The following is an 11,822-nucleotide window of genomic DNA, read 5'->3' on the forward strand; positions in this document are numbered from 1 at the left end:
GCGCTTTCCCCGTCCCGACTGAACCAGATAGATGTCCAGATCCCCATCCTGGTCATAATCGACGAAGGCGGCGCCCGAGCCAGTGATCTCGGGCAGAAGGTAACGTCCGTCTTCGCCCGCATCGTGAACGAAGTCGAGGCCGACCGCCTCGGTGACGTCCAGGAAACGAGCAGCTCCGGCGAGGAGGACGAGAAGGAAAGAGGTCACGGCTCGCGAATCTCGATGAGCTGGTTCGTCTCGATGGGACCGTCGAGGGTCTGCGTCTTTCCCGAGGGCCAGAGCACGCCGACGCGATCGACTCTTTGCGCGTCTCCGAGCCCGAAATAAAGAGGGTAGAGGCTATGGGAAAGATAGCCCGACGTTCCGTCCTGCACCTTGGTGTAAGTCGAACCATTCGCCGATACCACGACTCGGACTCCGAGGGCCGAGCGATTCGAGGTCGTACCCTCGAGCTTCACTTTCAAGTAGCGGATGTCTCTTCGTTCGCTCAGGTCGCTCACTAGAACCATGGGATTGTCGTTGAGCTCGTTCGTCACGATATCCAGGTCGCCGTCGTCGTCCAGATCGAACAGAACAGACGAACGGCTTCCCAGCGCTCCCCAAACCTCGACTTCGCCCCTCAGGTCGTAAGCTTCGACGAGCGCGAGGTCTTTGTCCTCACCTTCGGCATCGAGAACGAACGCGAGACCCGTCACCCGGCCCTCTCGTCTCGGCTCGACGCCCAGGATGAACTCGCTGTCGTGAAACCTGACGCCGCTCTCGTTGAGGAGAAGCGAGTTCACCTGGTAACGAAAGGGATAGTTCATGCTCGCGGTGATAAAGAGGTCCTCGAAACCATCGGCGTTCAAATCTCCCACGCTGAAGCCCCAGGGCCAGTAGTTCTCCACGCCGAGGGCGTCAGAGACCTCGGTGAACTTGCCGGAGCCGTCGTTTCGAAAGAATGCGTTTCCGTAGATGCTGTTTCCTTCGCTCCGGAGAAAATCCTCCTCCCACTGCATCCTCGATTTACGCTTCTCCCGGACGGGGGGCACCTCTTCGCTCATGTCCGAGTGCATATCGGTCAGCATGACGTCCATGTCACCGTCATTGTCGTAATCGAACGCCTTGAGACTCATGGAGCCCCAGGGCGTCTTGGGGAAGAGCTCTCGGCTTCGTCGCTCGAACCGCTTTCCCTCGACGTTCTCGTAATATTCGTCGTGCCCTTGCATGTTCAGGACGTAGAGATCGGGCCATCCGTCCTCGTTCAAATCCATGGGGCTCGCGTCGCCTGCCCAGGTGTCGTCGCTCAGCGCAACGCGAGCCGTGACGTCCTCGAAACGGCTTCCTCCCAGGTTGTGATAGAGAATGTTCCTCTCGGTGCGCTCCGTCTTCAAATGGCCGGCGAAGGCGTCCAAGACACCGACGTAATAGCCCCCGGGGCCAATCTCGTCCGTCGTATAAACTCCCACATTGCAGACGAAGAGATCCAGGAGCCCGTCCCTGTCGTAATCGAAGAAGACGGCTCCGGAGGAGTGGGCGGTGTGGCCCGTTCCCGACGCTTCGGTGATATCGGCAAAGACGCCCTTGCCGTCGTTCTCGAACAGCGCATTGCCGAATCGCACCGTTGTGACGTACAGATCGGCGTCGCCGTCGTTGTCGATATCCCCGAAGGAGGCCGTAGCCGAGATGCGGTCGGCGAGCGCGACACCGGCGCGCTCGGTGATGTTCTCGAACCGACCGCCGCCGAGGTTTCTCCAGAGCTCGTTCGGACCCGTCTGGTTGGTGAAGTACAGGTCCAGCAGCCCATCTCCGTCGACATCCGCCACGGCGACGCCGTTTCCGTGGTCATAGTGCACGGCTTTGTAGTGCCGCTTGGAGTCCTCCGTGACTTCGTTTCGGAATGTGATCCCGCTTTCGCGCAGCCGATCGACGAACTGAAAGTCATGGAAGACGTCGAGGTCTTCGGCGCTTCGAAGCTGAGCTTGTCTTCGGGGCTCGAGCCAGGCGGGCTCGTCGACGTCCTCGGGCTGATAGAGCCGCTTTCTCCCACCCGCCGGCTGGAAGGCCAGAGCGACGAGGAAAGAGATCATCATCATTCTCATGGCGCTACCCTCCGAAGGAGAGTCTACTCCTGCCTCGGAATCGCGGCCAGCGAGGGCAGGGGCTCTTTGCGGATGACGAGGCGGACCCAGAGGCGGAAGAGCTGCAGATAGGAGCCGAGCACTCCCCTCAGAGTGAAGTACTGACTCCGGCCGTACACCCTCGGATAATGTCGGACCGGAACCTCGGCGAAACGAAATCCGGAGACCTCGAGCTTCCGCAGAAGCTCGATACACATGGAGCCGTCGTTCTGGGCGAGCTCGATTCCGGAAAGCACGTGGCGGCGGAACAACCGGAAATCGCAATCGATGTCACGCAGCTTCAGACCGAAGGCCGCTCGCACGAGTCGGTGATACGGATTGCCGAGAAGAACCCGCAAGAAGGGATCGGCGCGGCGCTTGCGGTAGCCGCTGACGAAGTCGACACCGGCGCGAAGCTCGCGCAGGAGGAGCGTAAGGTCACGGGGATCGAACTGAGCATCGCCGTCGGTGTAGAACACGAGGTCCTTCCCCGCGCCGCGAAAACCGCTCGCGAGCGCGGCTCCGTAGCCCCGGTTCGTCTCGTGGGAGATCACACGGAGCTCGGGAACGACTTGCTTCAGCTCGTCGAGGATGAAGCCGGTTCCGTCATGGCTTCCATCGTCGACGACGAGGATCTCGTAGTCGCGAGATAGCTGCCGCAACGTGCGGCGGGCGCACAGGACCATGCTCGCAATGGTGCCGGCATCGTTATAGGCGGGGAACAGAACGCTAATGGAATGAGACAACAAGTACTTCTCTATCAATCAGATGGGCGGAGACGCTACCACAGCCCGTCGGAGGAAGTCAACGCGACGAAATCATCGTAGTCGGCGGCGGCGAAGCTTCGGGTTTCGTTCGCATCGGAGAGAACGGCGATTCCGAGGGGGCGCTCTCCCGCATCTCCTCCGAAGGTTTTCTCATAGACGTCGGCGATGCGGTAGACGACGCGCTGCCAGCGCTCGTCGGCCTCGCCCGATCCGGCGACGAGCGTCCACGGCATGCCCATTCCCGGGCGGCGAAAGAGGGTTCCTTTCGGGTGCCGACCGCTCCACACGAACTTGACCGTCTCGGGAACGAGACCGAGCCGGCGTCGATAAGTGAGATAGACTCCCGCGGCACTATCGGCGCGCTCGTCGACTCGCTCGTCGGCATCACGGGGAACGGCGCGTATGCGCCACCGCCATCCAAAGTAAGGATACTTGCGCGCGTTCCATTTCACTTCTTTATAGAGCATGACGTTCTCGCCGCGGTCCTCGGCCCTCAAGAAACGATTGCCCGATTCTTCACGAACGGTGTAGGGATTGCTGCCATCATCCGCGCCGAAAGGGCGGCGCTTCCAACCGTGCGGAAGCTCTCCGATAGGCGCTGCCTCGAAATCCTCGAGAGCGATGGTCCCTCCTCCTTCGAGCTCCGCCACGAGATACTCGAACGAATAGCGGGAAACGAGCCGCCCGCTGAGCTCGCGATAGCGGTCGACGATTGAGCGGCCATCCCAGAGGACATCGGAAAGGGCGTCGTCATCGCCCAGGACGAGTACGAGGTCTCGAGCTTCTTCGGCCACGATGACACGATATCGAACCGCACCGGGCTTTTCGCCGCTCGGAGTCAGCTCGGCGGAAGCGTCGAGGTCGCGCATCACCGCGCTGGCCAGAGCGCTTCCGAGCCGCGTCCGCTCCAGAGGCTCGAGTGGGCTCAGAACGCGCGGGACGAGCGCAACCGCCTGCTCCGCGAGACATGACGGAGGGTCACCGGTGGAGAGACGAATCTCTTCCCAGCATTTCGTGACCGCGTCGTCCGCTCTCATCGGAACGACGAGCGCGAAAGCGAGCGCGGCGACTGCCGACGAGACTTTCAGCACGTCTTGGGCTCCGATATGCTGAAAGGCCGATGGAGCGACTCGCTCTCGATCGGTTCGCCTCGCCCTGGCTGCGCAACCAACATTTGGCCCGTTACCATTGGGCGGCCGGCTTCGCCACGGGAAAGGACGTTCTCGACGCGGCCTGCGGCTCCGGCTATGGCTCGCTCATTCTCCGAGACGGGGGTGCCAGACGGGTCACTTCCGTCGATCGGTCTCCCGAATCGTTCGCCATAAGCCCGCGGCCGTCCCGCGCGATCCGCGGCGACGTCACCAGGCTTCCCCTCGCATCGGGATGCGTCGACCTCTACGTCTGCTTCGAGACGCTGGAGCACGTGGAGGACGACGCTTCTCTTCTCCGGGAGGCTCGGCGCGTGCTGGCGCCCGGCGGACTCTTCTTGTGCTCGACACCGAACCGCGATTTGCTGAGCCCGGGTCATACCCTCGCCGACCGGCCGCGTAATCCGTATCATCTCCGAGAGTATTCGATCATCGAGCTCGAAGGTTTGCTGTCCGGTTTCTTCCCTCGGGTGTCCCTCCTCGGGCAGACGTGGTTCTCCGACGGCCACTCGCGGCGGCTGGCGTGGGCCGGCGCTCGCTCCCCTCACGCTGCGGTCAGGCTCCAGCAGCTCAGGAACCTGGCGAGCCTGCCGTGGGAAACCCTCGAGCGCCATCAGCCGCGACCCTTGGGGGAGGCGGGCGTGCCCGAAGTCGTGATCGGCGTCTGCTCAGACCTCAGTTGAGCAGGCGGACGCTCTCGATGATGACCGGATCCACGGGCACGTCCTGGTGGCCACTGCGGTTCGTGGTCGCAACGCCTTCGATCGCGTCGACGACTTGGAGTCCCTCGACGACCCGGCCGAAAACGGCGTAACCCCAGCCCCGGACCGATTTGCCGCTGAAGTCCAGCGGCGGATTGTCCTTGCTGTTGATGAAGAACTGAGACGAAGCGCTGTGAGGCTCCATGGTCCGAGCCATGGCGATGGTGCCTCTCTCGTTCTTCAAGCCGTTGTCGGCCTCGTTCTCGATGGGAGAGCGCGTCCCCTTCTCCGTCATATCGGCGTTGAATCCGCCTCCCTGGATCATGAACCCTTCGATGACCCGGTGAAAAATCGTTCCGTCGTAGAAGCCCTCACGCGTGTAAGCCAGGAAGTTCTCGACCGTCTTGGGTGCCTCCTCGGGATAGAGCTCGATTCGGATCGTCCCCAGACTGGTCTTCATCTCGACGACGGGAAGTCCGCCTTCGATATCGGGAGTGGACACTTCCTCCTCGGGGGAAGCGGCCTCGGGATGCTCAGGCATAGCAGTAGCCTCCTCACTCGGCTCGTCCGGAGGGGGAGCTCCGGAACCGCCGCACCCTGCCAGGGTGAGAATCGTCACGCAAACGAGGGCCCTGAGGGACATGAAACACTCCTTGATGGTTGAAATTCTAGTCTCATCTGGGTAGATGGCGCTCGGAGCGCGCCCTCGAGAGCCAGCAGGCGTCTCTTGAGCGGAAGCCCCCCTCCGTATCCCGTCAGCGAGCCGTTCGCACCGATGACGCGATGGCAGGGGATGACGATGGGAATGGGGTTGGCCCCGTTGGCCGCTCCGACCGCACGACTCGCCTCGGGGCGTCCGATGAGGTGCGCAATGTCACGGTACGACGAGGTCCGTCCGTAGGGGATGGACGCGACCGCGTTCCACACGTCTTTCTGAAAATCCGTACCCAGAAGCTCGTAACGCAGATCGAACACCCGGCGACGTCCCTCGAAGTACTCGATGAGCTGGCGCTCATAGCCCTGGTGGCGGGTATCCGCGGGTTCGACCGGCACACCGTCGAAATACCGCCGCAGCCAACCCGCGAGTGTCTTCGAAGAGTCACCGGGCAAGCCAATCGCCACGAGGGCCCTTTCCACGGAGTACAGCTCGAACGAACGACCCGCCGCCGAAAGACGCGAGTGGAACAACTTCCGCATTGGGGATTCTTAGCACGGACAGTGATGGAGCCACAAATCCGCTAAACTTGATGGATATCGTGTTCGACTCCAAAGCGATTCTCTTCGACTGGGATGGAACGCTCCTCGATTCCTTCCCCGCAGGCTACCGGGCCTCGATCACAGTGTTGCGCCATCTGGGCTTCGAGGTAGACCGGAAGCGCTTTCTCGAAACATACAGCCCGAACTGGTACGAATCGTACCGCTTGCTCGGCGTGCCCGAGGAGGAATGGTCGAATGCCGACGCGTTGTGGCGCCGGACTTATCGAGAGCACGAGTCTCCGCTCTTTCCGTTCGTCGAGAAGCTCCTCACCCGCTTCGACGCGGCGGGCTATACGCTCGGCCTCGTCACCAGTGGAACCCGCGACCGGGTGGACGAAGAGCTGAAACGATTCCGGCTCGACGGGCTCTTCGCCGTCACCGTATGTTTCGAGGACACCACCGACAAGAAACCGCATCCCGCGCCGCTGGCGCTGGCGATCGAAGCACTCGACGCGGAGGCCCGATCGTGTATCTACGTCGGTGACCGGCCGGAAGATATCGAGATGGGACGGCGGGTGGGCACCTACACCGTGGGGGTAGAGAGCGAGTACGGCCCCCGAGATCTGCTGGAGCGGGCCGAACCCGATCTTCTGCTCGTCCATGCCGGGCTTCTCGCGGATCGATTCGGGGTCTGAACAGAGTCAATGCTCCCACGCGGCTCCGGTCACGACGTCTACTCGAAGCGGCACTTCTAGGGGGTGGACGTTCTCCATGGTGTCCCGAACGAGCTCGGTCGTCACCTCGAGCTCGCCCTCGGGCACCTCGAGCACGAGCTCGTCGTGAACCTGCAAAAGGAGTCGGGCTCCCATTCGCTCGTTTCTCAAACGCCGGTGGAGGTCGATCATGGCCTTCTTGATGAGATCGGCTGCCGTTCCCTGGACGGGCGTATTGACGGCGACCCTCTCGGCGGCGGCCCGGGTGGTGCGGTTCCGAGAGCCGATCTCCGGGACGTAGCGCTGCCTTCCGAAGAGCGTCCTCACCTTGCCGGTTCGCCTCGCTTCGCGCACGATCTCGTCGATGAGATCCCGGACTCGCGGATATCGATCGAGATAAGCATCGATGAAGGCCTGGGCCTCGCGGGTCGACACCCCGAACTCCTTACCGAGTGTGAAAGCGGTCTTGCCGTAAATGATGCTGAAATTGATGATCTTCGCCCGCCGTCTTTTTTCCCCCTCGGAGAGACCCGCGGCCTCGCCGAAGACTTGCTTCGCCGTCCTTTCGTGGATGTCCTCGCCGGAACGGAATGCCTCGATGAGGGCCTCGTCCCGGCTCAGGTGCGCGAGCACGCGCAGCTCGATCTGCGAGTAATCGGCCGACAGTAGCCGATAACCGCGCTCGGCGACGAAGGCACGTCGCAACCGCCGGCCGAGCGCGGTTCGGATGGGAATGTTCTGTAGGTTGGGATCGCTCGAGGACAAACGCCCGGTGGCGGTAACCGTCTGGTTGAAACTGGTGTGGATCCGACCGGTCTTCGGATGCACCAGCGACGGAAGCGCATCGACGTAGGTTCCTTTCAGCTTCTGGAGTGCACGGTAATCGAGGATCTTCCGGGGGAGAGGAAACGACGCCGCCAGCTCTTCGAGAACATCGACCCGGGTCGAAGCCACCCTCTGTTTCTGCGTTTTCTTGAACGATGGCAGGTTCATTTTCTCGAACAGAATCTCGGCGAGCTGCCGGGGAGAGTTGATATTGAACTCGACGCCGGCCAGCCGGTGGATCTCGTCGGTGATGCTCGCGAGCTCGGAGCTGAGCTCCTTCGACATCGTCTCGAACTCCTCGAGATCGATGGCGATTCCAGTGAGCTCCATCGAGGACAGCACGCTGATGAGGGGCAACTCGATCTCGGTGAGAACCGTCTCGAGGTCGTCTTCGGCGATGCGGAGCTCGAGCCGGTCGGCAAGTCTCAAGGTTCTCTCGGCCCTTTCGGCGGCGAGCCGCCCCGACGCTTCCTCACCGCCAGACATGCCGGGAAGCGTCCCCTGAGGCCCTTGGTGCTCGCTCTCTGACGACAGGGGAGTCTTGAGGAACTCGAGCAGCAGGTCGGGGAGCTCTTGAGATCTTCGGGTCGGGTTGGAGACGTAGGCGGCCACGCGGGTGTCGAAGAGGTTCTCACCCACCTCCATCCCGCGCGAGCGAAAGAGATTGACGAGAGTCTTCACGTCATGCGCCACGAGGCGAACCGCGTCGTCGCCCACGACCGATTGCAAGCGTCTCAGAAAGTCCGTCTCGGCGATCCCGTCGCGACCACAGTCCACATGAACCCCTTCTCCCGTTTCGACCGCAAGCCCCCCGCGAAGGACGCGAGCATCCCATGGATCGAAATGTTCCGTTCGACCGAGGTCGAGCCAGAGCGCGAGCGTTCCGGTCTTGCGGGCGCGAGCGAGAAACCGTTCGAGATCCCCCTCCGATCGAAGAGCGCGAAATTCCGCGGTGAGGTCGATGGTCTCCTCGGGAAGGTAGTCCTTCTGGTGGCTCGTGAACTCGAGCTCCTCGAACAAGCGCCGTGCCGATTCGCGGTCGGCCCCCTGGTAGCGGAGCCGCTCGAGGTCGATGTCGAGCTCCACGTCTTTCACGATGGTCACGAGCTCTTTCGAGAGCTTGGCCTCGTCCCGATGGGCGAGCAAGGCCTCGCGCTGCCTCTTGTTCTTGACCTCGTGAGCGTGGTCGAGAAGCGTTTCCAGTGAGCCCCATTCCGAGATCAATCTGGCCGCGCCCTTGTCACCGATGCCGGGCACGCCGGGAATGTTGTCCACGCTGTCACCCACGAGGGCGAGGACGTCGGGAATCTGTTGCGGGGCGACTCCGAATTTGCGCCGCACACCCTCGGTATCGAGACGTTCGTACTTGACGGGGTGAACGACCACGGTGTCGTTCGAGACGAGCTGCAGCAGGTCCTTGTCCGATGACACGATGAGAACGCGGTAGCCCGCCCGCTCGGCCAAGCTCGAAAGAGTACCGATGATATCGTCGGCCTCGATGCCCTCGCGCTCGAGTATGGCGAGCCCCAGTGCTTCACAGAGCTTGCGCGCAACGGGAAGCTGCTGTTTGAGGTCCGGAGGCGTGGGAGGGCGATTCGCCTTGTACTCTTCGAAGCGCTCGTGACGAACGGTCTTGCCGCCGGCGTCGAACGTGACCGCGGCGAAATCGGGAGGGCTCTCGGCGAGCACCTTGCGCAGAACGTTGGCGAAGCCTAGGACGGCGTTGGTCGGGAGGCCGGAGCGCGTCGCCAACGGAGGGAGAGCAAAAAACGAGCGGTAGACGAGATTGTTCCCGTCGAAGAGCAGCAAAGTCTCCGGGGAACGCTCGGACGACATTGGCCGGCATTGTAGCGGTAGAATCCGTGTCGATGAAGCGAGTCGCCGTCCTGGTTTGTCTCGCTCTACCGGCTTGCACGAGCTACGAGTACGAAGAGGATGTCACTCTCGAGGTCGACGGCTCGGGGCGTATCCGAATCAGCGGGTCCGCCCCCATGTTTCACGCTCTACTCGGAATCGAAGACCCGAGCACCGAAGCGCTGGAAGAGTTTTTCAACTCCGCGCAGGTCGAGATCGAGTCGATACGTCGAACCGAGCGCGGCGGGCGATCCTTTTTTCACGTTCGAATGATCTTTGCGAGCTGGAATGACGTCTGCCGTCACCGCGCGTTTCGTGACCGCGGGTGCAGCCTGGTTTTTGGCGCGTCGGACCGGGTCCTCACCCTCGCGCTTCCACGTCCCCGCGGTGGCCCCGCAACGAGCGTCGATCCGGGAGCGACCCTCGGCTTCCGCTTTCATTTTCCCAGCACCGTCCTCGAGCACAACGCTCCCCGGGGTGTGGAGCGCGGCAACATCTTGGGTTGGAGGCGGACGTGGAGCGCCCATCGGGACGGTCCCCCGCTCGAGATCCGTGCCCGTTTCGACCAACGCTCTGTGCTGAGCGCGACGGTGCGGGTTCTGGTCGCGGCGCTGGGAGTCGTGGGAGCGAGCATCGCCACCGCCCTGATTCTCGTCGTGAGAAAAGGGCGACGTCAGATCGCTTCGGGGCCCACGCTGTAAAGGTCCATCGACGTATTCTCGCGCCGATCCACCAGCTTCATGTTCACCAGCTTGTCCAGAACCCGACGGACCTCCATCGGGTCGGCGCCCACCCAGAACCGTGCGATTCCCTCGACCGAGTCTTTCGCGTTCGGGTGGCGCCGGAAGTAATCGAGGATCCGAAGCGCGAGCTCGGACTGCTCGCCGACCTCCTCAACGATTTCGCGGTGCATCCCATTGTCTCCTCGTTGCTCGGTGGGGGCGACTCGTTCGGGTACCTGGCCCGCAGCGTTCGAGCCGAGAACGTTCGACCGGAAAAATAGCAACCGCTATGCCAAATGCCTTCGGAGCCAAGGCTACGCGTCGTGCGCCAGATTCTGGCGATTCCCGGTCACCGAGCCGTTGCCGGATCGCGGTCAATTCCACCCGAAGCCATTCGGACGAGATAGGATTTCACCCTCAGACGAGATCGCGTGATCGACTCGTTCGCGCTTGTGGGGTATTGCCAGCGCCTCGAAGGTAAAAACCCGCGCGGCCCCGCGCGCCGCGTCGCGGGCCTCCGGACCAACTTTCCGCATACCAATGAGTTAAACGGCACCAGCGGGCCGGCTCTCTGTCCACGCGGTGGAATGGAATTTGCTCATTGTTCCTCGGAGCTCATCATCATGGGGGAGCAGCCTACCGGGGGAAGCGTTGCCTTGTCGCAACGAAACAGGAGCCTTTTCACGAGGGGTCTGGCAACCGCCGCTCTTGCCGGCGTGACCGTGGGCACGCTGTATCTTTTCCATGGAGTCTTCGGCTCCCTGGCCGAAGCCGGCCTCTTCGCGGCCCTCGTCGCGCTGTCGCTCACCCTCGGGGTTTCGCTCGCGAGGCATCGTACCCGCGTCGTTCACGCCGACCGAGCTCGTTACCACGAGTCGTTGACGAATGCCGTGGTTGAAAGCATCACCGACGGCGTGATCGTAACGGACGCTCACGGCACCATCCGGCTCGTCAATTCCCGTGCCCGGGAGATACTCGATCTCGGATCCGAGCCACTGGTCGGTCGCAGCCTGTACCCGTTAGTCGAGTGCTTCGAGAGCTTGTCCGACGAGGTGGTCATCAAAGAAGCGCTCGAGCGAATCGTCGAGCGGGGCGAATCCCTCTCCACCGAGGTTCGACTGTCGCATCCCGGGACTCGCCAGTGTGCCCTCCATCTCCGCCCGGTCAAGAGCTCCGAGGGGCGGGTCGAGGGCATCGTGAGCACGCTCTCCGAAGTGACACAATCGCCGGGCAAAGAAACGAGGACGGATCTCCTGTCGATGGTGAAGGACGAGATTCGAACGCCCCTCGCGACGATCCGCGGCTTCGCTCAGATTCTTCTCAACCGTGAGCTCGAGACCGCCAAGGCCAGGGAGTTTCTCGGAATCATTCACAAGCAGTCCAATCGACTCGTCGACCTGGTGAACGATTGCGTCGATATCGCTCGGATCGAATCCGGCCGGCGAGTCATCACCCGTGAGCCCGTCGACCTGATCGAGATCATCGAGAACGCGGTCGCCGACCTCAGGCCGCTCGCCGCCGAAAAAAGAATCACTCTTCACTATGAGCCGCCATATTGCACCGTGCCTTCGATCTCCGGCGACCGGAACTTGATCGAACAGGTCCTCATCAACCTGATCTCGAACGCGATCAAGTACAGCTCCAAGGGGGCCTGGGCTCGGGTCGAGGTGACGAGAACGAACGGCCACGTGGCGGTTGCCGTGGCGGACAACGGTCTCGGCATTCCCCGGGACGCCCTGCCCCGAATCTTCGAGAAGTTCTACCGAGTGCGATGCGACGACCGCGAGGACATCATC

12 protein-coding genes are annotated in these 11,822 nt (G+C 62.3%); 4 read left to right on the forward strand and 8 right to left on the reverse strand.

The features are described from left to right. From VEK15_14395 to VEK15_14410, 4 genes are all read right to left on the reverse strand, one after another. Positions 1–207, reverse strand: a 207-nt coding sequence (locus tag VEK15_14395) for a CRTAC1 family protein (GenBank protein HXV61883.1), incomplete at its 3' end; no start/stop codon positions are given. After that, a complete protein-coding gene (locus VEK15_14400) occupies positions 204–2,081 on the reverse strand; it encodes a CRTAC1 family protein (GenBank protein ID HXV61884.1) in 1,878 nt (625 codons plus the stop codon). The genes VEK15_14400 and VEK15_14395, both read right to left, overlap by 4 nt. 23 nt (positions 2,082–2,104) lie before the next feature. After that, positions 2,105–2,845 (reverse strand): glycosyltransferase family 2 protein, encoded by a 741-nt coding sequence (locus VEK15_14405; protein ID HXV61885.1) that lies wholly within the window; start codon positions 2,843–2,845, stop codon positions 2,105–2,107. A gap of 35 nt (positions 2,846–2,880) precedes the next feature. Beyond that, positions 2,881–3,957: a DUF3047 domain-containing protein gene (locus VEK15_14410; GenBank protein HXV61886.1), complete on the reverse strand. Its 1,077-nt coding sequence runs from the start codon at positions 3,955–3,957 to the stop codon at positions 2,881–2,883. 29 nt (positions 3,958–3,986) lie between these two features. On the opposite strand from VEK15_14410, the gene VEK15_14415 reads away from it, so the two are divergent. Beyond that, positions 3,987–4,697: a class I SAM-dependent methyltransferase gene (locus tag VEK15_14415; protein HXV61887.1), complete on the forward strand. Its 711-nt coding sequence runs from the start codon at positions 3,987–3,989 to the stop codon at positions 4,695–4,697. On the opposite strand, the gene VEK15_14420 is transcribed toward VEK15_14415, so the two are convergent. After that, positions 4,690–5,175: a peptidylprolyl isomerase gene (locus VEK15_14420; protein HXV61888.1), complete on the reverse strand. Its 486-nt coding sequence runs from the start codon at positions 5,173–5,175 to the stop codon at positions 4,690–4,692. The two genes, VEK15_14415 and VEK15_14420, sit on opposite strands and share 8 nt — an antisense overlap. 155 nt (positions 5,176–5,330) lie before the next feature. Continuing rightward, the gene (locus VEK15_14425; protein ID HXV61889.1) at positions 5,331–5,912 is read right to left on the reverse strand and encodes a methylated-DNA--[protein]-cysteine S-methyltransferase; all 582 of its coding nucleotides are present in this window, start codon (positions 5,910–5,912) and stop codon (positions 5,331–5,333) included. 50 nt (positions 5,913–5,962) lie between these two features. Here VEK15_14425 and VEK15_14430 point away from each other — a divergent pair, with 50 nt between their 5' ends. Next, on the forward strand, positions 5,963–6,607 hold the full coding sequence (locus VEK15_14430; GenBank protein ID HXV61890.1) for an HAD family hydrolase: 645 nt from the start codon (positions 5,963–5,965) through the stop codon (positions 6,605–6,607). Between the two features lie 6 nt (positions 6,608–6,613). On the opposite strand, the gene polA is transcribed toward VEK15_14430, so the two are convergent. Beyond that, complete coding sequence (gene polA, locus VEK15_14435) at positions 6,614–9,286, reverse strand: DNA polymerase I (GenBank protein HXV61891.1); 2,673 nt, start codon at positions 9,284–9,286, stop codon at positions 6,614–6,616. A 32-nt stretch (positions 9,287–9,318) separates the two neighbouring features. On the opposite strand from polA, the gene VEK15_14440 reads away from it, so the two are divergent. Further along, a complete protein-coding gene (locus tag VEK15_14440; protein HXV61892.1) occupies positions 9,319–10,005 on the forward strand; it encodes a hypothetical protein in 687 nt (228 codons plus the stop codon). On the opposite strand, the gene VEK15_14445 is transcribed toward VEK15_14440, so the two are convergent. Continuing rightward, positions 9,978–10,217: a hypothetical protein gene (locus VEK15_14445; protein ID HXV61893.1), complete on the reverse strand. Its 240-nt coding sequence runs from the start codon at positions 10,215–10,217 to the stop codon at positions 9,978–9,980. The two genes, VEK15_14440 and VEK15_14445, sit on opposite strands and share 28 nt — an antisense overlap. A gap of 432 nt (positions 10,218–10,649) precedes the next feature. Between VEK15_14445 and VEK15_14450 the strand changes: the two genes are divergently transcribed. Beyond that, on the forward strand, positions 10,650–11,822 hold a 1,173-nt coding region (locus VEK15_14450), incomplete at its 3' end, for a histidine kinase dimerization/phospho-acceptor domain-containing protein (protein ID HXV61894.1).

The organism is Vicinamibacteria bacterium (assembly GCA_035620555.1).
GTDB lineage: Bacteria > Acidobacteriota > Vicinamibacteria > Marinacidobacterales > SMYC01 > DASPGQ01.

Coding starts and splice junctions, on each gene's coding strand:
- VEK15_14400 (HXV61884.1), bottom strand. CDS start 2,081: ATGAGAATGATGATGATCTCTTTCCTCGTCGCTCTGGCCTTCCAGCCG.
- VEK15_14415 (HXV61887.1), top strand. CDS start 3,987: ATGGAGCGACTCGCTCTCGATCGGTTCGCCTCGCCCTGGCTGCGCAAC.
- VEK15_14420 (HXV61888.1), bottom strand. CDS start 5,175: ATGAAGACCAGTCTGGGGACGATCCGAATCGAGCTCTATCCCGAGGAG.
- VEK15_14425 (HXV61889.1), bottom strand. CDS start 5,912: ATGCGGAAGTTGTTCCACTCGCGTCTTTCGGCGGCGGGTCGTTCGTTC.
- VEK15_14430 (HXV61890.1), top strand. CDS start 5,963: ATGGATATCGTGTTCGACTCCAAAGCGATTCTCTTCGACTGGGATGGA.
- polA (HXV61891.1), bottom strand. CDS start 9,286: ATGTCGTCCGAGCGTTCCCCGGAGACTTTGCTGCTCTTCGACGGGAAC.
- VEK15_14440 (HXV61892.1), top strand. CDS start 9,319: ATGAAGCGAGTCGCCGTCCTGGTTTGTCTCGCTCTACCGGCTTGCACG.
- VEK15_14445 (HXV61893.1), bottom strand. CDS start 10,217: ATGCACCGCGAAATCGTTGAGGAGGTCGGCGAGCAGTCCGAGCTCGCG.